The organism is Micromonospora sp. DT228 (assembly GCF_049841595.1).
Taxonomy (GTDB): domain Bacteria; phylum Actinomycetota; class Actinomycetes; order Mycobacteriales; family Micromonosporaceae; genus Micromonospora.
Genome location: NZ_JBNCKO010000002.1, coordinates 383,295 through 404,494 on the forward strand (window position 1 = coordinate 383,295; position 21,200 = coordinate 404,494).

Consider the following 21,200-nt stretch of genomic DNA (forward strand, 5'->3'; position numbering starts at 1 on the left):
GATGGGCACATGCCCGCTACCCAGACCGAGGCGCGACTTCTCGTCGTCGAGGACGACCCCAACATCCTCGAACTGCTCTCCGCGAGCCTGCGCTTCGCGGGCTTCGACGTGGCCACCGCGACAAGTGGGAGCGCGGCGCTCAACGCCGCCAAGGACCACCGGCCCGACCTGGTGGTGCTCGACGTCATGCTGCCGGACCTGGACGGCTTCGAGGTCATCCGGATGCTGCGCGAGGGCGGCACGCGTACCCCGGTGGTCTTCCTGACCGCTCGGGACGCCACCGACGACAAGATCCGTGGGCTGACCCTGGGTGGTGACGACTATGTCACCAAGCCGTTCAGCCTGGAGGAGCTGACCGCCCGGATCCGGGCCGTGCTGCGCCGCACCACGACCGGCGGGCAGGCGCCCTCCCGGCTCACCTTCGCCGACCTGGAGTTGGACGAGGAGACCCACGAGGTGCACCGGGCCGGTCAGCGGGTGCAGCTCTCGCCGACCGAGTTCAAGCTGCTGCGCTACCTGATGCTCAACGCCAACCGGGTGCTGTCCAAGGCGCAGATCCTCGACCACGTCTGGAACTACGACTTCCGTGGTGACGACAACATCGTCGAGTCCTACATCTCCTACCTGCGGCGCAAGGTCGACACCACCCAGCCCCGGTTGATCCACACGCTGCGTGGAGTCGGGTACGTCCTGCGCAAGCCGGCGGCGTGAACACGGTCCAGCAGGCGAAGGGACGGCTGCGGGGCGTACCGCTGCGGATCAAGCTGGTGACCGCGGTGCTGCTGCTCGTCGCCGCCGCGCTGCTGGTGATCAGCTCGCTGACCACTGTCTTCCTGCGCAGTTACCTGGTCACCCAGGTCGACACCGAGCTGAGTGGCTCGGCACGCACCATGGACACGGCCGTCGCCCAGCGGGTAAGTGTGGGTATTCCGACCGACTACCTGGTGGTGATCGTCAGGTCGAACGGCAGCCGGGACGTGGCCTACGACGACAAGCGTTTCGTCCTGGGCGACCTGCCACCGATCCCGTCGGACGCTGCCGGCTTCCAGAAGCTGGAGGGCAAACCCTTCACCGTCCGGGCCCAGGACAGCAAGGTGCGCTGGCGGATGCTCTACACCCAGCTGCCCACCGGTCAGCCCCTGGCCATCGGTCAGCACCTCACCGACGTCGACAAGGCGGTGAAGCGGCTGGTCTGGATCGACCTGCTGGTCGGCGGGTCGGTGCTGATCATGCTGGCCTCGGTGGGCGCGGCGATCGTCCGGACCAGCCTCAAACCGCTCGTGGAGATCGAACGAACGGCTGCCGCCATCGCCGGCGGCGACCTGAGCCGGCGCGTGCCCGACCCGGAGGAGGGGCAGGCCGAGCCCACCTCCGAACTGGGCCGGCTCTCGCGCGCGCTGAACGCGATGCTCACCCAGATCGAGGCGGCGTTCACTGCCAGAGCCGCCTCGGAGATGTCGGCGCGCTCGGCGGAGAGCTCCGCCCGGGACGCCGCCTACGCCGCTCAGGCGTCCGAGGCGCGGGCCATCCGCTCCGAGGAGCGGATGCGACGCTTCGTCGCGGACGCCTCGCACGAACTACGGACCCCGCTGACCACCATCCGTGGTTTCGCCGAGCTGTACCGGCAGGGCGCGGCCCGGGAGCCCGAGCAGACCGCCGGCCTGCTGCGCCGCATCGAGGACGAGGCGGCCCGGATGGGGCTGCTGGTGGAGGACCTGCTGCTGCTCGCCCGGCTGGACCGGGAGCGGCCACTCTCCCTGACTCCGGTGGAGTTGCCGGTGCTCGCCTCCGACGCGGTGCAGGCCGCCCGGGTGATCGCTCCGGACCGCCGGATCGAGCTGGAGATCGCGCCCGGATCGGGTCCACTCGTCGTCTCCGCCGACGACGCGCGGCTGCGTCAGGTGATCGGCAACCTGGTCACCAACGCGCTCACCCACACCCCGCCGGACGCCGAGATCCGGGTGCGCCTGCGGGCCGAACCGGGAGGTCACGCCGTCATCGAGGTGGCCGACAGCGGTCCGGGCCTCTCGTCGGAGCAGGCGGAACGGGTCTTCGAGCGGTTCTACCGGGCCGACGCGGCACGCACGCGGCGGGCCGACGGCAACACCGGCACCGGGCTCGGCCTGGCGATCGTGGCGGCGCTCGTCGCGGCCCACCACGGCTCGGTCGAGGTGGCCGAGACACCCGGCGGCGGGGCCACCTTCCGGGTCCGGCTGCCGCTGCTGCCCCACGTCGACGACGTCGGCGAGTGACTTTCAGCCAACTTCCAGGACGGTTCCAGGTTGATTGCAGTGCCGAGGGAGAAGGTAGTGCCATGACCGAGTACGAGTCCGACCCGCAGCGCCGGCCGGCCCCCACCGACGCCGAGCCGTCGCACCCCACCGCCGAGCTGCCACGCGACGAGCGCGCGCAGTCCGACTCCCCGACCACTCCCGTCCAGGTCGTCTCGACCACGGGTGACGCGCAGGTCACCGGTGACGCGCCGACCACGGGTGACACGCCGACCACCCGTGACACGGAGGCCACCGCCGTCACCGAGGCCGCACCCGTCGGCTACGGCGAGCAGCCCGCCAGCACGCCGCCGGCCGCCGGGCAGCCGACCGGGTACGAGCCGCCGGCCGCTACCCCATCCGCGCCGCCGTACCCGGTCTCCGGCTACCCGGCGTCCGGTCAGCCCGGTCAGTCCGGCTACCCCGCGCCCGGCCAGCCCGGCTACCCGCAGCCGAACGCCGGCCGGTACCCAGGTGCTCCCTGGTACGCGGGCCAGCAGTCCGGCTGGGCCGGCGGGGGACAGCCGGGCATGGCGTACCCGCAGCACCAGCAGTACCCCGGGCAGCACCAGCAGCACCCCGGGCAGCACGCCCAGCACCCCGGACAGCACGCCCAGCACCCCGGACAGCACCCGGGTCAACCGGTCCCGCCGTGGGGTCCGCAGGTCGCGCCGCCCGGCAGCGGTCCCCGCCCGGGCCGGATCGCCAAGTTCGCCGGCGCCGGCGTGGCGGTCTTCGCGCTGATGCTGGGCTCCGGCGTGGCCGGTGGCGCCCTCGCCCTCGCTCTCGACGGCGACAGCGGCGGCGTCACCCGCACCTACACCGCGGCGCCGGTGCTCAACAGCGCCGACCTGCCGAAGATCGCCGCGTCCGTGCAGGACAGCGTCGTCTCGATCACCACCGGCAGCGGCGAGGGTTCCGGGGTCGTGCTCACCGCCGACGGCTACGTGCTCACCAACAACCACGTGGTCGCCTCCGCCAGCGGTGACACCGTCCAGGTGGTCTTCGCCGACGGCACGAAGGCACCGGCGAAGATCATTGGCACCGACCCGAAGACCGACCTGGCCGTGGTCAAGGCCGACGGGGTCACCAACCTCAAGCCGGCCAAGTTCGGCGACAGCGACGCCATGCAGGTCGGCGACCAGGTGCTCGCCCTGGGTAGCCCGCTCGGCCTGCAGGGTTCGGTGACCTCGGGCATCCTCAGCGCCCGGGACCGCACCATCCGGGCCGGCGAGGGCCAGCAGCAGGACCCGACCCAGCAGAGCCAGCCGGTCAGCTCGATCTCCGGTCTGCTCCAGACCGACGCGCCGATCAACCCGGGCAACTCCGGCGGCGCGCTCGTCAACACCAGGGGTGAGGTGATCGGCGTCAACACCGCCATCGCGACCTCCGGGCAGAGCACCGGCAACATCGGGGTCGGGTTCGCCATCCCCAGCAACAAGGCAAAGGACGTCGCCGGCAAGCTCCAGCGCGGCGAGAAGGTCAGCCACCCGTCGCTCGGCGTGGGCGTCAACCAGGCCGAGGGCGGCGGTGCGCTCGTCGCGTCGGTCGCCTCGGGCAGCCCGGCCGAGAAGGCCGGCCTCCAACGCGGCGACGTCGTCACCCGGTTCGGTGACAAGCCGGTGAACGACTCCGACGACCTGGTCGGCGCGGTGCAGGCCGGCAAGGTCGGCGACCGGGTCGAGGTGCAGTTCAAGCGGAACGGCGCCGAGAAGTCGGTGTCCGTGACGCTCGCCGAAACAAACTGACAGATAACTGAACCTGCTTCCTCCCTCCGGCGGCGGGTGGCGGGGCCGAGGGGGTCGGCTCCGTCACCCGCCGCGCTTTTCTCGCCCAGGACGGCGGTTCACCCGGATCGGGTGAACCGCCGTCACCCGTGTGCCCGGCAGGTTTCGGGAAGCGGGTCTCGGCGACCGGAACCGGGGGTGGGTGCCATGACCGACGTGGTGGACGTCCGCGACGACGAGCGGATCCAACGCGACGTCCTGGCGGAGTTGGCCTGGGACGCAAGACTGCGACCGAACGAGATCGGCGTGAGCGTCGATGAGGGCGTGGTCACCCTGACCGGGTACGTGGACGGTGCCGCCCGCGGTTGGGCGGCGACCCGATGTGCCCAGCGGGTTCGTGGCGTACGGGCGGTGGCCGACGAGATCGAGGTGCGGCTGCCCGGCACGCCGGGGCGTACCGACGGCGAGATCGCCATCGCCGCCTCCCGTGCCCTGGAGTGGGACAGCTTCGTGCCCGCCGAACGGCTCGACGTGACGGTGGCCAACGGCTGGCTGATGCTGCGCGGTGAGGTCGAGTTCGGGTGGCAGCGGCGGGCCGCCGAGGGGGAGGTGCGTCGGCTCGACGGCGTACGGGGAATCACCAACCTGATCGAGGTACGGCCGCTGGCCCCGCCGGTCGCTGATCGAGTGCGTCAGGACGTCCAGCGGGCGCTGGCCCGCACGATCGGCGGCGAGCGGGTGACCGTCGAGGTGGACGGCGACACGCTCGTCCTCGCCGGGGTGGTCCGGTCCTGGTGGGAACGCGACCAGGTCGAACGGGTCGCCTGGTCTGCGCCGGGAGTGCGGGTGGTGCACGACCAACTCCTGGTCGGCGGGTGAGCGTCCGCCGTGTCCGGTTTACCTGGGACGTCACCGGGAACCCGCCGCCGACCACGCCGGTCGGCGGTCACGTCGTACCGGAGATCAACGGGGAGGACTCGTGGCCGTGAACCACCCGCCTGCGGGCCGCCCTCCGGAGCGGTCGCTGCGCATCGCGATGGTGGTTCCGCCCTGGTTGTCCGTGCCGCCACCCGGTTACGGCGGCCTTGAGCAGGTCGTCGCCGCGCTCGTGGACGCGTTGAGCGGCCAGGGACACGCGGTGACCCTGTTCGGCGCCGGCAGCCACCACGGCACCGCCGCCGGCGGCTTCGTCTCGACCGTGCCCGACGTCCAGTACGAGCGGCTCGGCGAGTCACTGCCCGAGCTTGCCCACCTGGCCCGGGTGAACCGGCTGATCACGGCGGCCGACTTCGACGTCATCCACGACCACACCACGATCGGCCCGCTGATCGCCGGCCGCCGGGCCGTGCCGACCGTCGCGACGGTGCACGGCAACCCCGTGGGGGAGTACGGCGACGTGCTCAGCGAGATCGACTCGGACGTGGCCCTGGTGGCGATCTCGCATGCCCAGCGCCGGCTGAACCCGAACCTGCCCTGGGCCGGCACCGTGCACAACGCGCTCGACATCCGCGGCTTCCCGCGCAAGACCGAGCCCGGCCGGGGACCGGTGCTGTGGCTGGCCCGGTTCAGCCCGGACAAGGGTCCCGACGTCGCCATCCAGGCCTGCCGGGAGGCCGGGTTGCCCCTGCTGCTCGCCGGGAAGTGCAACGAGCCGGCCGAGCGCCGCTACTACGAGCAGGTCGTCGCCCCGCTGGTCGACGAGAACGTGACAGTCGTGCTCAACGCCGACCGCGCGGCGACGCTGCGGATGCTCGTCGACGCCCGTTGCCTGATCATGCCGATCCAGTGGGACGAGCCGTTCGGCATGGTCATGTTGGAGGCGATGGCGACCGGGACACCTGTGGTCGCGCTCAACCGGGGTGCGGTGCCGGAGCTGGTCCGGCCCGGGGTGACCGGGCTGGCCTGCGCGCACCCGGGGGAGTTGGTCGGGGCCCTGCGCGCGGCGCAGCAGCTCGACCCGGAGGACTGCGTGGAGCACGTCGCGCGGAACTTCTCGGTCGAGCGGATGGCGTACGACTACGCGGAGATCTACCGGCGCTTCGCCGCCGGCGGTCACGACGTACGAGAGTCGGCCGGGGTCTCAGCCCGCTGACCCGGACCGCCGCGCGTCGCCGTGCGGTCAGACCCGGGCCATGCCCAGCTCGGCGATGGCGACGTCGAGTCGCTGCGCGTACGCCGGACTGATGCCACCCTCGCCGAGGCGGACCGCGACCTTGTTGCGCAGCCGGGCCACCGGTGGCGCCAGCTCGTCGCGGCCGGAGCTGACCGCGGCGGTCAGGTTGCGTAGCTCGTTGCGCAGGTCGAGGCCGACGTCGCTGCGGATCTCGCCGGCGCCGAGCCCTGCCGTGATCAGCTCGTCGACCCGGTTGGCGGCCTCCACGAGGGTGGTCGGGTCCGAGGTGGGCGCCGCGGTCCTCGGCCGGGTTGGCGGTGCCGTCGTCGGCTCGGGCGGCGCGGTGGTCGGCGACGCGGTCGTCGGAGTCGTCACGGGGCCGGCCGTGGGCTGCGCCTGCCGGGTGGGTTGCTGATCGGGCCGCAGGGCCACGCCGATCAGCGCGATCGCGACCACCAGGACCACGGGTACCAGCAGCAGCGCCAGTCGCCGTCGCGACCAGCGCGACCCGTCGGCGGCGGTGTCTCCGGTGGGGGTCCCGCCGGCCGCCGTGTCGCCGTTCGCCGCCGCGACGGTCACGGGCTGCGGCGGCAGGGGCCGGGTGGGCACCCGGACGGTCGTGGGTGGCGGGTCGGCAGGCGCCAACTGGTCGCGAAGCGTGGTGGCGACCTGACGGGCGGTCGGCCGGTCCGCCGGGTTCCGGGCGAGGCTGCGCAGGCAGATCCGGGCCACCGCCGCGGGCAGCTCCGGCAGCTCGGCGAGCGTCGGGGCCGGACCGTCGGCCAGCGCGGCGCTGAGTTGCTCCCAGGTCTCCGCCGGATAGGGGACCCGGCCGGTGAGCGCCTCGTGCAGCAGTACGCCGAGTGAGTACACGTCTGTGGACGGCTGGGCCGGTGCGCCGTCGAGCCGTTCCGGGGCGACGTACGCCGGGGTGCCGAAGGTCCCGCCGTCCTCGTCCTCGTCGGGCGCGCCGATCCGCGTGGCGATGCCGAAGTCGAGGACCTTGACCCCCGAACCGGTCATCATCACGTTGGCCGGAGTGATGTCGCGGTGCACGATGCCGAGTCGGTGCGCGGCGGCCAGGGCGTCGGCGACCTGCGCGCCCACCTGGACCGCCTCGGCCCACGGCAACGGCCCCTCGGTGAGTCGCAGCTCCAACTCCTCGCCGCTGAGCAGCTCCATCACCACGAACGAGGTGATCGAGCCGTCCGGGGCGACCGTCTCGCCGTAGTCGTGCACCGAGGTCACATGGGGGTGCACCAACTGGGCGGCCGCCCGCGCCTCATCCCGCACCATGCCCCGGAACCGCGCGTCGGCGGCCAGCGAGGGGGCGAGCACCTTGAGCGCGACGACCCGGTCCAGCACCTCGTCGCGGGCACGCCAGATCACGGACATGCCGCCGGCGCCGATCTGGTCGAGAAGTCGGTATCTCTGGGCCAGCAACCGGCCCGGATGCAGTGCTGCCTTCACCGATCGCACCTGCCTCAGGGGTGGGAGCGGTATCAGGTTGCGCGAATGCGTGCGGCCTGTCAACGCCGTCACCGGCTCCGGTCGCCGGGCGGTGTCTGGCGTGCGCCGACCGCCCGGCGACGGCGGCCGGCCGGTCGGCGGCGGGCCCGTGCCAGGATGAGGGGCATGGCGGCGGGACCTGTGGCGTTCGTGCTCGGCGGCGGGGGAGTGCTCGGCGCGGTCGAGGTGGGCATGCTGCGCGCGCTGTTCCGCGCCGGTATCCAGCCCGACATGGTGCTCGGCACCTCGATCGGCGCGGTGAACGGCGCGCTTGTCGCCGCCGACCCGTCGGAGGCGGTGACCGACCGGCTGGTCCGGCTCTGGGCCTCGCCAGAGGCGAGCGAGGTGTACGGCGACTCGGTCGCCCGGCAGTTGCGTCGTTTCGCCGCCCGTACCCACCTGCACTCGCCCCGGCCACTGCGCCGGCTGCTCGAATCCGAGCTGGGGGTGGACACCACGTTCGCCGACCTGCGGGTGCCGTTCCGCTGCTGCGCCGCGCACATCGAGCGGGCCGCCGAGCACTGGTTCGACAGCGGTCCGGTGGTGCCGGCGGTGATGGCGTCGGCGTCGGTGCCGGGCCTGCTCCCGCCCATGGAGATCAACGGCGCGCACTACGTGGACGGCGGCATCGTCAACTCCATCCCGATCGGCGAGGCGGTGGCCGTCGGCGCCCGTCGGATCTACGTCCTCCAGGTGGGTCGGATCGAACGCGAGCTGACGCCGCCCCGACGGCCGTGGGAGATCGCGCAGGTCGCGTTCGAGATCTCCCGCCGGCACCGCTTCTTCCGGGAGATGGCCGCGCTGCCCGAGGGGGTGGAGGTGCACGTCCTGCCGACCGGCGGGCTGAACCCACGCGACGACACCCCGTGGGCGTACCGGGACATGGCGGCGGTGGGGCGGCGGATCAGCCGGGCGTACACCGCCTCCCGGCGCTACCTCGCCACCCACCAGGAGCGGTGATGCCGCTGCCCCCGAGGTGGCTACGCCGGTTGCTGCTCGCCCCCGCCGTGGTGGTGCTCGCCTTCGTCGTGGTCACCACGTTGCCGGTCTGGGCATTCCTCGCCGCGGCAGCGTCGCCGCTGGTCCCGGGCCGGTTGCGCCCGCTGCGGCTGCTCTGGATCGGCTGCGTCTACCTGGTCTGGAACGCCGCCGCGCTGCTCGCGCTCTTCGTGCTCTGGGTCGTCTCCGGTTTCGGCTGGCGGGTGCGGTCCCCGGCCTTCCAGCGCGCACACTACGTGCTGGCCGGCTGGTTCCTGCGGGTGCTGTTCTGGCAGGCCCGCTGGACACTGCGGTTGCGTATCGACGTGGTGGGCACCGATCCCGACACCGCGCTGCCCGGCCGGCCGGAGCTGGTGCTCTGCCGGCACGCCGGGCCGGGTGACTCGTTCATCCTGATCCACGGCCTGGTCAACTGGTTCAAACGGGAGCCACGGATCGTCCTGAAGGACAGCCTCCAGTGGGACCCGGCGATCGACGTGCTGCTCAACCGGCTGCCCAACCGCTTCATCGCGCCGACGCCGGAGCGCGGCGAGGAGACGGTACGCCAGGTCGGCAACCTGGCCGCGGGCCTGGACGACAACGACGCGTTCGTCATCTTTCCCGAGGGCGGAAACTTCACCCCCAAGCGGCGACTGCGCGCCATCGCCCGGCTGCGTTCCCTCGGCCTGGAGCGGATGGCCCTGCGCGCGGAGCGGATGCGGCACGTCCTCGCCCCGCAGCCCGGCGGGATGCTCGCCGCGCTCGACGCCGCCCCGGACGCCGGGGTCATCTTCGTCGCCCACACCGGGCTGGACCGGATGCTCACCGTCGCCGACGTGTGGCGGGAACTGCCGATGGACAAGCAGATCGTGATGCGGTTCTGGTCGGTGCCGCCGGAGGACGTGCCGGCCGGACGGCAGCAGCGCATCGACTGGCTGTTCGACTGGTGGGCGCAGATCGACGCCTGGATCGCGGCGAATCGATGAGCGTGCGCCGCGCGGCCTCGCGGTCGGAAGCGAAAAGCCGGCTCGAAGGGATGGCGCCGCGTAGGGTGCGGGCGTGGATCAGATCTGCGTGGTGACGACGGTGGTGGATGCGCGTTCGGTCGCCGACGTGCTGGCGGCCGCGGCCGTTGCCGGTCGGCTCGCCGCCTGTGCACAGGTGGGCGGTCAGGTGGACAGCACCTACTGGTGGCGGTCCGGCGTGGAGACCAGCTCCGAGTGGTCGGTGCAGTTCAAGACCGCACCGGACCGGTTGGCCGCGTTGGTGGATCAGATCCGGGTCAGCCATCCGTACGAGGTGCCGGAGATCCTGATGTCCAGAGTGGACAGCGGCGACCCCGCGTACGCGACCTGGGTGTTCGAGCACACCCGACCCTGAGTACGCGGACTCTGGGCCGTGCCCGGGTCGGCTGACGATGATGACCGGGTGGATGACACCGGATATCCCTGCCCGGCCTGTGGCGCTCCCGCCGGCCTGAGCACCGGCTGTACTGGCTGCCGGCGCGCGCCGGACCCGATCGCCGCCGAGGTGTTCCGGTTGGGCCGAGAGGTAGCCCAGCTTGAGCCGGAGGTGGAGCGGGCCCGTCTCGCCTACACCGAGCTGGCGGGACGCCTGTCGGCCACGTCGAGGCGGCGGGCCGAGTTGGCTGCGGTCGTCCGCGCCGGGTTGGCCGTTCCGGTGGCAGCGGCGGCGCGCCCCACGCCTGTCGTCGGGCCGCTTCCGGTCGACCGCCCAGGCGCACCGGTGGGTGCGGCACCGGGTGCGGCGGAGGCCTCCACCCGGACTGTCCAGGGTCTGCTCTTCGTCCTCGGTGGACTGTTGCTGGGCACCGCGGCGGTGGTGTTCACCGCGGTGGCGTGGGCGGCGGTGGGGGTCGGTGGACGGGCGTTGATCCTGGCCGCGTTCACCGCGCTCATGCTGGCCGTACCGCTGCTGGCGGTCCGTCGAGGGCTGCGCGGCACGGCGGAGACGTTCGCCGCCGTCGGGTTGCTGTTGGTGCTGCTGGACGGTTACGCGGCCTGGTCGGTGAACCTGGCCGGGGTGGCCGGCTGGCCCGGCAGCCGGTACGCCGCGCTGGTCGGGGGGGCCAGCGCGGCGGTCGCCGTGGCGTACGGCCGGTGGAGCAGGTTGACCGGCCCCTGGTTCGCCGCCCTGCTGGCCGCCCAGCCGGTGGTGCCGCTGTTGGCCGTCGAGGCCGAGCCGGGTGCGGCCGGATGGGCGCTGGTCCTGCTCGCCGTGGCGTTGCTGGACCTGGCCGTGCTTGTCGCGCTGCGCGGCCGGGACGGCGTGGCCCTGCTGGTCGGCCGGGTGTTCGCGGCGGTCGGTCTGGTGACCACGCTCGTCGGTGCCGCGAGTTGTGCCCTGGTGCCGCTTGCCGTCGGGCGGGCGGCGGGTTCGCCGCTGCTGGCCGGGTTGCCGTTGTTGCTCGTCGCGCTTACCGGGGTCGGCGCGGCCTGGTTTGTCGGTGGACCGGCGCTGCGGGCGGTGGCCGGCGGGTTGCTGGTGCCGGTGCTCGCCGCCGCGCTGCTGCGCCCGGTGGTCGAGCTGCGGCCGTCACTGCTGCTGATCGCGGCGGCGACGGTGGCCCTCGTGCTGGCCGGTGCGGTGCGGCTGCTGCCGGGTGCGGCGGAGCTGCCGGTGCGGGAGTCGCCGGGCGTGGCGGAGCTGCCGGTGCGGGAGTCGCCGGGCGTGGCGGAGCTGCCGGTGCGGGAGTCGCCGGGCGTGGCGGAATCGGAGTCGCCGGGCGTGGTCGGGCCGGAGGCGTCCGGGCGGGGGCCTTCCGCCGCCCTCGGGTCGGGGGTGGTGGGCGTCGGGGGTTGGCGGAGCGGGCCGCGCGCCGGTGCGCTGCTGGTCGCGGCCGGCACGGCCCAGGTGGCCGCGCTGATCACCGCCGTGCTCGCGGTGGCGGCCGTGAGCCGCTCGCTGCCGCCGTGGCGCGGGGCCGCAACGGGCCCGGACCTGGACTGGGGTTGGCAGCTCGCACCCGCCGTGGTGGTGGCGCTCGGCGCGACCGTGCTGCTGCTGCCCCGCAGGGCGCGAGCGGTGCTCGCCCTGGTCGGCGCGGTGGCGGCGCTGCTCGCCCTGCCCGTCGGCTGGGCGGCACCCTGGCCGGCGGTGGTGGCCGTCGACCTGATCGGTGGGGTCGCGCTGCTTGTCGCCGTGCTGGCCCGCCCGGAGAGCCGCCCGGCCGCGCTGCGCACCCGCGCGCTCGGCGGCGCTGTTCTGCTCGGGCACGGGTTGCTCGTCGCCCTGGCCACCCCGACCGGCGCCCTGGTGGCGCTCGGCAGCATCGCCGTGGTCGGGCTGGCCCTGGCCGTACGACCGGGCGTCGGGCCGTACCGGCAGGTGGCCGGCGTGGGGCTGCTGGTCGCGCAGCTCGCGCTCCCCGGGGTCGCCGCCGTGGCGCTGTTCGCCGCGGGTGCGCCCACCTGGTGGCAGGCGCGGCTGGCACTTGTCGCCGCCGGGCTGCCGCTGGTCGCGGTGCTCGCGGCGCGTCGCCACCGGATGGAGCTGACCGGGTACGCGGTGACCGGCGCCGTGGTCGCGGTGACCGTGCCCGGACTCACGCCGCTCGTCGGGGCGGGGAACGAGTCACTTCCGCTGTACGCCGCGCTGGCAGCGCTGGGCGTCGCGCTCGTCGACCGGTGGGACCGGCCGGCGGCCGGCGAGCGGGAGCCCACCCGGCGGGGCGTGCCGGTGGCGGCGGGTGGCGTACTTGCGGTGGTCGCGGTCCTGGCGGCCCTGCCGACGGTGCTGACCGCGTTCGTGTCGCCGTACGGCGATCGGGATCGGGTGTGGTCGGGTGTGCCCACGATCGTCGCCGACCCGACGGCGCTTGCTCGCGGGTTGGCGCTGGCCGTGCTGGCGGTGGCCGTCACGCTGGCCGGTCGGCGGGTCCGCCCACGGGTGCTGCCCGCGCTGCCGTTCGTCGCGGCCGCCCTGCCGGTGCTGCTCGTCGCGATCGGCACGCCCTGGCCGGTGCTACCGGCGGCTGTCCTGCTCGCCGGGTTGGCCCCACTGCTGTTCGCGGCGCTTGCCGCGCGCCCGGCGCTCGCACCGGTCCTCGTGCCGGTGGGGGTGGTGCTGACCGCGTCCGGTGTGGCGGGGCTGCTGGCCACCCGAGCCGGCACGCTCGCCGCCCAGGGGGTGCTGCTGGTGGCGGCGGTCGTCGTCGCCGTCGGGGCGCGCGTGGTCGAGGTACGTGTCACGGGTTGTCTGGCCGCGGTGGGGGCGGCGTCCGCGCTGGCGGTGACCGCACCGCTCGCCGGTGGGTTGCCGCTGCGGGCGGCGGCGTATCCGCTGCTGGCGGTGGCCGCGCTGGTGCTGGCCGTCGCCGCGGCGACCTCGTCGCGGGCCCGGGTCGGGCGGGTGCTGGACGCTGCCGCGCAGGCGGTCGCGCTCGTGGCGGCGGTGCTCGCCGTCGAGGTGGCGCGGCATCTCGCCACCGTCTGTGTGCTCTGGGGCGTGGCCGTCGCGCTGCGGCTGCTGCGCCGGGGTGAGCCGGTCGGTCGGCGGTGGGCGTTCGCCGGCATCGCCGCCGGCAGCGAGTTGCTCGGGGCGTGGGTGCTGCTCGCCGCCGGCGGCGTGACAGTGCTGGAGGCGTACACCCTGCCGGCCTCGGCGCTCGCCCTCGGCGCGGGTCTGCTGGCGCTGCGCACCCGGCCGGGGCTGACCAGCTGGCCGGCCCTCGGCCCGGGGCTGGTCGCGGCGCTGCTCCCGAGCCTCGTGTCGGTGCTGGCCGGGGCGGATCCGCAGCCGTGGCGGCGACTGTTCCTCGGCGCGGCGGCCCTGGGCGCGGTGTTGGCCGGCGCCACCCGCAGATGGCAGGCGCCGGTGCTGCTCGGCGGTGGCGCGCTGGCGCTGTTGGCGTTGCACGAGGTGGCGCGAGGTTGGGACCTGCTGCCCCGGTGGATCTACCTCGGTGTGGGCGGGCTGGCGCTGGTCGGGCTGGCCGCCACCTACGAGCGGCGGCGGCGTGATCTTGCTCGATTGCGGGCCACGGTGGCCCGGCTGGGCTGAGCCGCACCGTCGGGGGTAGTGCCCGCCCTACCCCCGATTCGGGGGTTGTCAGGGTTACTCAGCGCTACTGCTGACCCGGACAATTGACAACAGGCCCGAGCCGCACCGGTTCAGGCACAAGCGGATCGGGAGCAGCAATGGCGCTCGGAGCGGTGGCGGAACCGCCGGTACGACGGCGAGGCAGTGACTACGCACAGTTGTCCCGGCGGATCAGCCAGGCGGGCCTGCTGGAGCGGCGCCCCGGTTGGTACGTCACCCGCATCACGCTCACCCTCGGCGGCTTCGTGGCCGGTTGGATCGCCGTCTTCCTGCTCGGCGACTCCTGGTGGCAGCTACCGCTCGCGGCGGTGATGGCGGTGGCCACCACCCAGGTCGCGTTCCTCGGGCACGACGCCGGGCACCGACAGATGTTCCGTCGGCGTGGCCCCAGTGAGCTGGTGGGACTGATCGCCGGCAACGTGGCGGTGGGGCTCAGCTACGGCTGGTGGGTCGACAAGCACAACCGGCACCACGCCAACCCGAACCACGAGGACGAGGACCCGGACGTCGGCGCGGGCGCCCTGGTGTGGACGCACGAGCAGGCGCAGGAGACCCGTGGGATCGGGCGTTGGCTGGCCAAGCGGCAGGCGTACCTCTTCTTCCCGATGCTCCTGCTGGAAGGTCTGAACCTGCACGTGTCGGGCATCCGGGCGATCGTCGGCCGGGAGGACGGCAAGTACACCGTCCCGATGCGGCACCGGGCGATCGAGGCCGCGCTGCTCGTCGCGCACACCGTCGGCTACGTGGCGTTGCTGTTGGCGGTCATGTCGCCGGTCAAGGCGCTGCTCTTCGCCGTCGTGCACCAGGCGCTGTGGGGCCTCTACATGGGCTGCGCGTTCGCCCCGAACCACAAGGGCATGCCGATGCCGACCGCCGAGGACGAGCTGGACTTCCTGCGTAAGCAGGTGCTGACCTCCCGCAACGTGCGGGGCAGCCGCCTGGTGGACACCACGCTGGGCGGGCTCAACTACCAGATCGAGCACCACCTCTTCCCGAACATGCCGCGCGCCAACCTGCGCCGGGCCCAGCCGATCGTGCGGGCCTACTGCGCCGAGCAGGGCATCCCGTACGCCGAGACCGGGCTGATCGAGTCGTACCGGCAGGCGCTCGGTCACCTGCACGAGGTGGGCCGGCCCCTGCGCGGCTGATCGGGGCCGACGGACGTGAGGTTTGATCGGTGGGGCGGCATCGTCAGATGCCGCCCCACCGATGTGTTTCTGGCTGACACATCCGGTAGCCATGGTCGATCGGGGCTTGCTTCGCGAATCCGCTGGTCGCCTGCTGGTGTGGTCCCAATCCGAGTGAGCTGGTCGACCGGCTGAGTTGACTGTCCTGAAGTGACGGCAGGAGGATGGCGTGGAGCATTACCTGTACCTACGGCATCTCGTCTCCCAACTGCTCAAGGATTCTCCCCTGACGTCGGAGGAAGTTGTCGCGGATGTCCGTCATCTGATGAGCGTGGGCGAGGAAGAGTTGGCATTCGACACGATGTGCTCCTGGATCTTCGAGGATTCACTCCCCATCACCTCGGCCTACCACGACCGCCTCGTGGCGGCGGCTCGAGAATTGGGCACGTTGAACTCAATTACCCGACTCGACGAACTCGTCGAAGACTAGGCCCCGACCTCCGCCGGTGGCGTGTCCGGCTCGTCGGCCGCGCCACCGGTAGGGTCTGCTCATGGCAGACCTGCTCACCGCGGACGCGGTGCGAGAAGAGCTGGGCCGGTTGCCCGACTGGTCGGGTGACCCGACCGGCATCGGTCGTACGGCCCAGCTCGGCAGTTTCCCGGCCGCCATCGCGGTGGTGGACCGGGTGGCGGTGGTGGCCGAGGAGCTTGACCACCATCCCGACATCGACATCCGATGGCGGACCCTGACCTTCCGCTGTGTCACGCACTCGGCCGGTGGGGTCACCCGCCGGGACATCGAGCTGGCTCGGCGAATCGACGACATCGTCCGGAGTGCGGCATGAGATTCGAGATCAGCAAGGTTCTGGATGCCATCGAGGGTCGGGTCTGCACGGATCCGTCGCTGGCCCGGGCGGTGCTCGACCTGGCCGAGGTGATCCGCTACCAGGACATCGACGGCGGCCGGCCGGCCAGTCTGCTGCGACTCGGCATGGTCATCGACGCGCTCTCCCGCGAGTTGGAGGAGGACAGCGTCCAAGTCTACGCGGTCGTACACCGGGCGCTGCTCTCCGACGCCGACCTGACGTCCAACGAGCGGATGGTGGTGCGGCGCTGGGCCGACGACGGGCTCGTCGAGGTGCTCGACAATCCGGGTGACCGGATGTTGGAGGTGGCCGACCTGCTCGGTCTGCCGGTGCTCAGTCGGGTCCGCTTCGACGGGCTGCGCGGGCGGTTCCCGTGGCTGGTCGAGCAGCCCGGTCGGGTGGTGGCCCCGGTGCCGGGCGCCGGCGGACCGGTGTTCATCGCGCACGTCGGCGGCGGGCACGCGCCGGTCGCCGGCAAGCGCTCGCCGACCGGGGCGAAGCTGCTGGCCCGACAGTGGCGCTGCCCGGAGTCGGGTTGCGCGCTGTTCGGCGGCGGTGGTGGGGGTGGCGCGTTCGCCGACCTGGCCGGGGGTGCCGACCGCAGCCCGGCCGCGCAGCCACCGCCCGCGCTGCGCAACGGCGTGCCGACCTGCCCCCGACACGGGGTACGCCTCGGCGACGGCGGCCCCCGGCCCCGGAGCGAGGTGCTCGCGGTGCGCGTCGGCGGCCTGGTCCGGCGGCGGTTCGTGCTCACCGAGGAGCAGCCGATCGTGGCCGGCCGGGCGCCCGAGCAGGACGGCGGGATCATGCTCGGTCATTGGCTCAACGACGAGGCCCGGCGGTGGATCAGCCGTGGTCACGTCCAGTTCGAGCTGCGGGTCGGCGAGGTCATCGTGACCGACGTCAGCACCAACGGGTCCGGCATCCGACCGGCCGGCTCGATGACCGAGTCGGACCGTGTTCCCCTGGCCCCGCAGCAGTCCCGGGTGCTCGGTGAGAACGACATGGTAGAGCTGTACCCCGGGGTGCAGATCGGCCGTGCCGAGGAGTTGCCGACCGGCGCCCCGTTCACCCCTACCTCGGTGATGGCCGAGGCACCGACAATGGCGATGCGCCTACCCCGCCCCTGACCCCGCCCGCAGCGCGCCAACCCTGGTTGATCATGGAGTTATTGCCACGACACGCCGCGTCAGCGGGCAATAACTCCATGATCAACGCGAGGGGGTGGCGGATCAGGCTGCTAGGACCTCGGCGAGCGTGGTTACCGCCAGGTCGATCTCCTCTTTGGTGATGACCAGGGGCGGGGCGAGCCGGATGGTGGAGCCGTGGGTGTCCTTGGCGAGCACACCACGGGCGGCGAGCCGCTCGCACGCCTCCCGCCCGCTCATCAGCGCCGGGTCGATGTCCAGACCGGCCCACAGGCCACGGACGCGTACCCCGACCAGGCCCTTGCCGACCAGTCCCTCCAGGCCGGTCCGCAGCCGCTCACCCAGCTCGGCCGAGCGGCGCTGGAACTCGCCGGTGGCCAGCAGCCGGACCACCTCGATGGCGACCGCGCAGGCGAGCGGGTTGCCGCCGAAGGTGGAGCCGTGCTGGCCGGGCTTGAGCACACCGAGCACGTCGGCGTTCGCGGCCACCGCGGAGACCGGGATGATGCCGCCGCCGAGCGCCTTGCCGAGCAGGTACATGTCGGGCACGACGCCCTCGTGGTCACAGGCGAAGGTCTTGCCGGTACGCCCCAGACCGGACTGGATCTCGTCGGCGATGAAGAGCACGTCGCGGTCGGTGCAGACCTGGCGTACGCCCGGCAGGTAGCCCTCCGGTGGCACCACCACGCCCTGCTCGCCCTGGATCGGCTCCAACAGCACGGCCACGGTGTTCTCGTCGATCGCGGCCGTCAGGGCGCCCAGGTCGCCGTACGGCACGACCGTGAACCCCGGGGTGTACGGCCCGAAGTCGGCGCGCGCGTCCTCGTCGGTGGAGAAGCTCACGATGGTGGTGGTCCGGCCGTGGAAGTTGCCCTCGGCGACCACGATGTTGGCCTGGCCGGCGGGCACGCCCTTGACCTGGTAGCCCCACTTGCGGGCCACCTTGATCCCGGTCTCGACGGCCTCGGCCCCGGTGTTCATCGGCAGCACCAGGTCCTTGCCGCACAGCTCGGCCAGCTCCCGGCAGAAGTCGGCGAACTGGTCGTGGATGAATGCCCGGCTGGTCAGCGTGAGCCGGTCCAGTTGCGCGTGCGCGGCGGCGATGAGCTGCGGGTGCCGGTGGCCGAAGTTCAGCGCCGAGTAGCCGGCCAGGCAGTCCAGGTAGCGCTTGCCGTCCACGTCGGTGAGCCAGGCGCCCTCGGCGGACGAGATCACCACCGGCAGCGGGTGGTAGTTGTGCGCCGTCCAACGCTCGGCGTCCCGGACCGCTCCCGGCGTACGCAGGATGTCATCCACGATCACTTGCTTGCCTTTCCCTGGCGGAGTCGCAGCGTGCAGCACTTCGGTCCGCCGCCGGCCTTACGCAGCTCGGAGAGGTCGACACCGATGGTTTCGTAGCCCCGGACGCGCAGCTTGGCGGCCAGGTCGGTGGCCTGCGCGGGCAGCACGACGTGCCGTCCGTCGCTCACCGCGTTCAGCCCCAGCACCTCGGCGTCGGCCATGGTGGCGTGCACCGCATCGGGGAAGAGCCGGCGCAGCACGGCCTGGCTGCCGGGAGAGAACGCCTCCGGCAGGTACGCCACGGTCCGCTCGTCGAGCACGGTCAGCGCGGTGTCCAGGTGGTAGAAGCGGGGGTCGACCAGTTCCATGGTGATCACCGGGTAGCCGAAGACCTCCTGCAACTGGGCGTGCGAGGCGTGCGCCGTGCGGAAGCCGGTGCCGGCCAGCAGGTGGTCGCCGGCCAGCAGGACGTCGCCCTCGCCCTCGTTGACGTGCTTCGGGTCGTACATCTCGAAGCCCGCGTCCTCGAACCAGGCCCGGTAGGCCGGCGCCTCGTCGGCGCGCTGCGGGTCGCGGAACTGCACGGCCATCGCCTTGCCGTCGATCACGGTGCCACCGTTGGCGGCGAAGACCATGTCGGGCAGGCCGGGCACCGGAGTGATCTCCTCGACGGTGTGGCCCAGGTCAAGGTACGTCTGGCGGAGCTTCTCCCACTGCCGGACGGCGAGCGCCGCGTCGACCGGGCCGCTCGGGTCCATCCAGGGGTTGATCGCGTAGTCGACGGCGAAGTACGTCGGCCGGCACATCAACAGGCGCTGGCTGGTGGCGTCCATCGTCATTGTCCTGCTCCCAGGGGTTGGGCGCGCCCGGCCACCGTGGCCCACGGGCTGGCGCCGTGGCTCAACGCTATGCGGCCCCAGCGGCAGGATCCACCACCGAGAGTTGCGCAGACCGAACATTCATTGCGTGTCGGCGGCCAGCAGGAGCGATTCGTTGTGTCAGCGCGCGCCACGCCCGACGCGCGGGCCGTGATCGGGGTGCGGGCCCTGGTTGGGGTGCGGGCCGTGGGCGGGGTGCGCGGGCCGCGATCGACTCGGGTTGCAGGAGAGCGCGGTGTCGGAGTGGCCGGGACACCCCGAGTTTCCGGGAGCTGAGTCGATCACGGCCCGGAAAACACTTCAGGGGCGGCGAACCGCCGCCCCTGAAAGGGTGTTGCCCGGCCGGTGAACCACCGGATGAGATCGGGCTGCCGGCGAACCGCCGGTTGTTCGCCGGTGCATCACCGGCGAGCGGAACAGTGCCCGCTAGAAACGATCGACAAACTGTGAGTCAAGCCACTCCCGGAAGCGTGCCACCCAGTCGCCGTCGGTGGTCGGCCAGTCGAACTGCCCGGTCATCGCGAGCACCCCGATCACCACCGCGGCCAGGCCGATCAGCACGCCGAACAGCGCGTCGGTCTTGCCGGCGACGTGCCGGCGGCGGGTGGCCATCAGGCCGAGCACCGCGAGCACCGCGCCGAACGCGCCGAGCCCGATGCCGTACCCGGCCAGGGTGCCGGTCAGCACGAACAGCGCACCGGCGACGGAGACGATCAGGCCGAGAGTGGCGAGCAGGCTGGCTCGCGGCTTCGGGCCACGGGTCACCGGCGGCTCCGGTGTTGTCTCGCCCGGGGTCGAGTCGACCGGGCGGCCGGTGGTGACCCCGTCCGTCGCGTCGGGCCGGCGGGTGGTGGCGTCGAGGTCGGCGTCCCGCTCGGCGGTGCGCGCCAGGCTCGGGGCGGTGCCGGTGCGGGACTCGGTCTCCAGCGGGCCGGCCGTCCGGGACTCGGTCTCCAGCGGGCCGGCGGTGCGGGGCTCGGTGTCCAGCGGGCCGGCTGTCCGGGACTCGGTCTCCACCGGACGGGCGGTGCCGGGCCGGGCCTCGGTCACCACTGGGCGCGCGGTGCCGGTGCGGGGTTCGCCGTCGATCGGGCGGGCGGTGGCGGCTCGGGCCACCGCGGCCCGCTCGGCGGCACGCCGCTCGGCCTCGCCGAGCTGGCCGCTGGGCGCGGCGGCGCTGCGGTACGTCGTCTGGTCGGCGTCCCGGTCGGTGACCACCGGACGGCCGGCGACGTCGTCGGACCGGCCCGCATCGGTGGCCGCCGTGCTGTCCCGGTCGGCGACCTGGGTGTCGCGGCCGTCAACGCGGCCGTCGAGGTTCTCGTCCCGCGTCGGTGCCGGCTCGGACCGGCGGGACAGCGAAGGAATCCTGACCACTACACACCTCCTGATAAATGCGTGGTGGCCGATGGAAGGGGTGGCACCCACGCGGTTCCGTCCTGAATTACCCACCTGGGCGTTTCCTGACACCAATCCCGGGTACGGGCTCGCCACGCTCGGGCCGTGAGTCGCCACGCTCGGGCCGTGACCCGCCTCAGCGGCGATCAACTCGGATTGCAGGAAGTCGGGGTGTCCGGCTCACCGGGACCGCCCGGTTTCCTTGATGCCGAGTCGATCAGCGCCGGCGATGCCGAGTCGATCAGCGCCGGGCCGCGCCGACCTGTTCGACCTGGGCGCGGACGTGCCCGGCGGAGGCTCGGCAGGGAGCAACCGCACCCCCGCCTGCTGCACGAACACCTCCCGCCTGTCGACGGCCAGGCCCTTGCCATTCAGTACGTAGCCCGTCAGCCAGACCCATCCGTGGTAGGTCGGGCGCGGATCGACACTTACCAGCCGAAGGCGTAGCGCCCGCTCGCCGGAGAACTGCACCGAGCACGCCTCGCCGATCAGCAGCAGGTCGCCGGCCTTCCACTCGGTCATGTCGGCCAGTGGCCGCGGTTGATCGGGATGCGGTGACGGGCCCGGCAGGGCAGGTCCGCACCGCAACGGCACACGGTGCGCCAGCGAACCCAACTCCACACGGGCCGGTGTCGACGGGCGAGGGTCAGCGCGGTGACCAAGAGGTATTCGTTGTACGACACGCGCATGGTGGTGTCCTTCCACGCAATAGCTGTCTTGTGCTGACGCTATTCCCCAGACTCTTTTCTGGGAGGTGCCAACGCGTGACAGCATGTTCCATGCTGGCCACCTTGTGCAATCCGAACCGCCGCCCTAATGTCAGGCCATATTGACGCACGAGGAA

General features: G+C 72.7%; 18 protein-coding genes. 13 read left to right on the forward strand and 5 right to left on the reverse strand.

Annotation, left to right across the window (positions count from 1 at the left end):
• Positions 1–9 precede the first annotated feature (9 nt).
• From ACLQ29_RS05085 to ACLQ29_RS05105, 5 genes are all read left to right on the forward strand, one after another.
• Entirely contained in the window at positions 10–711 is a 702-nt protein-coding gene (locus ACLQ29_RS05085; RefSeq protein ID WP_355033347.1) for a response regulator transcription factor, read from the forward strand.
• Positions 708–2,252, forward strand: a complete 1,545-nt coding sequence (locus ACLQ29_RS05090) for a sensor histidine kinase (protein WP_425770429.1) — start codon at positions 708–710, stop codon at positions 2,250–2,252. The genes ACLQ29_RS05085 and ACLQ29_RS05090 overlap by 4 nt, the downstream gene beginning before the upstream one ends.
• A 62-nt stretch (positions 2,253–2,314) precedes the next feature.
• On the forward strand, positions 2,315–4,018 hold the full coding sequence (locus tag ACLQ29_RS05095) for a trypsin-like peptidase domain-containing protein (RefSeq protein WP_425770431.1): 1,704 nt from the start codon (positions 2,315–2,317) through the stop codon (positions 4,016–4,018).
• 186 nt (positions 4,019–4,204) lie between these two features.
• A complete protein-coding gene (locus tag ACLQ29_RS05100) occupies positions 4,205–4,876 on the forward strand; it encodes a BON domain-containing protein (RefSeq protein WP_425770433.1) in 672 nt (223 codons plus the stop codon).
• Between the two features lie 157 nt (positions 4,877–5,033).
• Complete coding sequence (locus tag ACLQ29_RS05105; protein ID WP_425770761.1) at positions 5,034–6,089, forward strand: glycosyltransferase family 4 protein; 1,056 nt, start codon at positions 5,034–5,036, stop codon at positions 6,087–6,089.
• 27 nt (positions 6,090–6,116) lie between these two features.
• Here the strand turns inward: ACLQ29_RS05105 and ACLQ29_RS05110 are convergent, their stop codons facing one another.
• Entirely contained in the window at positions 6,117–7,580 is a 1,464-nt protein-coding gene (locus ACLQ29_RS05110) for a serine/threonine-protein kinase (RefSeq protein WP_425770434.1), read from the reverse strand.
• Positions 7,581–7,745: 165 nt separating this feature from the next.
• Here ACLQ29_RS05110 and ACLQ29_RS05115 point away from each other — a divergent pair, with 165 nt between their 5' ends.
• The 8 genes from ACLQ29_RS05115 to ACLQ29_RS05150 all read left to right on the forward strand — a co-directional run bounded on the left by ACLQ29_RS05115 (position 7,746) and on the right by ACLQ29_RS05150 (position 16,781).
• Positions 7,746–8,579 (forward strand): patatin-like phospholipase family protein, encoded by an 834-nt coding sequence (locus ACLQ29_RS05115; protein ID WP_425758841.1) that lies wholly within the window; start codon positions 7,746–7,748, stop codon positions 8,577–8,579.
• Entirely contained in the window at positions 8,579–9,583 is a 1,005-nt protein-coding gene (locus ACLQ29_RS05120) for a 1-acyl-sn-glycerol-3-phosphate acyltransferase (protein ID WP_425770436.1), read from the forward strand. Before ACLQ29_RS05115 ends, ACLQ29_RS05120 begins: the two co-directional genes overlap by 1 nt.
• 73 nt (positions 9,584–9,656) lie before the next feature.
• Positions 9,657–9,977 carry a divalent-cation tolerance protein CutA gene (gene cutA, locus ACLQ29_RS05125; protein ID WP_425770438.1) on the forward strand — a complete coding sequence of 107 codons (321 nt, stop codon included), beginning with the start codon at positions 9,657–9,659 and terminating at the stop codon, positions 9,975–9,977.
• 48 nt (positions 9,978–10,025) lie between these two features.
• Positions 10,026–13,619 (forward strand): SCO7613 C-terminal domain-containing membrane protein, encoded by a 3,594-nt coding sequence (locus ACLQ29_RS05130; RefSeq protein ID WP_425770439.1) that lies wholly within the window; start codon positions 10,026–10,028, stop codon positions 13,617–13,619.
• Between the two features lie 137 nt (positions 13,620–13,756).
• The gene (locus ACLQ29_RS05135) at positions 13,757–14,806 is read left to right on the forward strand and encodes a fatty acid desaturase family protein (RefSeq protein ID WP_425770441.1); all 1,050 of its coding nucleotides are present in this window, start codon (positions 13,757–13,759) and stop codon (positions 14,804–14,806) included.
• Positions 14,807–15,014: 208 nt separating this feature from the next.
• Positions 15,015–15,275 carry a MafI family immunity protein gene (locus tag ACLQ29_RS05140; protein WP_425770442.1) on the forward strand — a complete coding sequence of 87 codons (261 nt, stop codon included), beginning with the start codon at positions 15,015–15,017 and terminating at the stop codon, positions 15,273–15,275.
• A gap of 61 nt (positions 15,276–15,336) precedes the next feature.
• Entirely contained in the window at positions 15,337–15,630 is a 294-nt protein-coding gene (locus tag ACLQ29_RS05145) for a 4a-hydroxytetrahydrobiopterin dehydratase (RefSeq protein WP_425770443.1), read from the forward strand.
• Positions 15,627–16,781 (forward strand): FHA domain-containing protein, encoded by a 1,155-nt coding sequence (locus tag ACLQ29_RS05150; RefSeq protein ID WP_425770444.1) that lies wholly within the window; start codon positions 15,627–15,629, stop codon positions 16,779–16,781. Before ACLQ29_RS05145 ends, ACLQ29_RS05150 begins: the two co-directional genes overlap by 4 nt.
• A gap of 102 nt (positions 16,782–16,883) precedes the next feature.
• On the opposite strand, the gene rocD is transcribed toward ACLQ29_RS05150, so the two are convergent.
• The 4 genes from rocD to ACLQ29_RS05170 all read right to left on the reverse strand — a co-directional run bounded on the left by rocD (position 16,884) and on the right by ACLQ29_RS05170 (position 20,878).
• On the reverse strand, positions 16,884–18,098 hold the full coding sequence (gene rocD, locus ACLQ29_RS05155) for an ornithine--oxo-acid transaminase (RefSeq protein WP_425770762.1): 1,215 nt from the start codon (positions 18,096–18,098) through the stop codon (positions 16,884–16,886).
• Positions 18,098–18,913 (reverse strand): dimethylargininase, encoded by an 816-nt coding sequence (gene ddaH, locus ACLQ29_RS05160; protein WP_425770763.1) that lies wholly within the window; start codon positions 18,911–18,913, stop codon positions 18,098–18,100. The genes rocD and ddaH overlap by 1 nt, the downstream gene beginning before the upstream one ends.
• 471 nt (positions 18,914–19,384) lie before the next feature.
• Entirely contained in the window at positions 19,385–20,335 is a 951-nt protein-coding gene (locus tag ACLQ29_RS05165) for a thrombospondin (protein WP_425770445.1), read from the reverse strand.
• Positions 20,336–20,536: 201 nt separating this feature from the next.
• A complete protein-coding gene (locus ACLQ29_RS05170; protein ID WP_425770446.1) occupies positions 20,537–20,878 on the reverse strand; it encodes a hypothetical protein in 342 nt (113 codons plus the stop codon).
• Positions 20,879–21,200 lie beyond the last annotated feature (322 nt).

Excerpts from the sequence above, each read along its gene's own strand:
- ACLQ29_RS05085 (WP_355033347.1), top strand. The coding sequence starts at position 10 with ATGCCCGCTACCCAGACCGAGGCGCGACTTCTCGTCGTCGAGGACGAC.
- ACLQ29_RS05095 (WP_425770431.1), top strand. The coding sequence starts at position 2,315 with ATGACCGAGTACGAGTCCGACCCGCAGCGCCGGCCGGCCCCCACCGAC.
- ACLQ29_RS05100 (WP_425770433.1), top strand. The coding sequence starts at position 4,205 with ATGACCGACGTGGTGGACGTCCGCGACGACGAGCGGATCCAACGCGAC.
- ACLQ29_RS05105 (WP_425770761.1), top strand. The coding sequence starts at position 5,034 with ATGGTGGTTCCGCCCTGGTTGTCCGTGCCGCCACCCGGTTACGGCGGC.
- ACLQ29_RS05115 (WP_425758841.1), top strand. The coding sequence starts at position 7,746 with ATGGCGGCGGGACCTGTGGCGTTCGTGCTCGGCGGCGGGGGAGTGCTC.
- ACLQ29_RS05120 (WP_425770436.1), top strand. The coding sequence starts at position 8,579 with ATGCCGCTGCCCCCGAGGTGGCTACGCCGGTTGCTGCTCGCCCCCGCC.
- ACLQ29_RS05135 (WP_425770441.1), top strand. The coding sequence starts at position 13,757 with ATGGCGCTCGGAGCGGTGGCGGAACCGCCGGTACGACGGCGAGGCAGT.
- ACLQ29_RS05145 (WP_425770443.1), top strand. The coding sequence starts at position 15,337 with ATGGCAGACCTGCTCACCGCGGACGCGGTGCGAGAAGAGCTGGGCCGG.
- ACLQ29_RS05150 (WP_425770444.1), top strand. The coding sequence starts at position 15,627 with ATGAGATTCGAGATCAGCAAGGTTCTGGATGCCATCGAGGGTCGGGTC.
- ddaH (WP_425770763.1), bottom strand. The coding sequence starts at position 18,913 with ATGGACGCCACCAGCCAGCGCCTGTTGATGTGCCGGCCGACGTACTTC.
- ACLQ29_RS05170 (WP_425770446.1), bottom strand. The coding sequence starts at position 20,878 with ATGACCGAGTGGAAGGCCGGCGACCTGCTGCTGATCGGCGAGGCGTGC.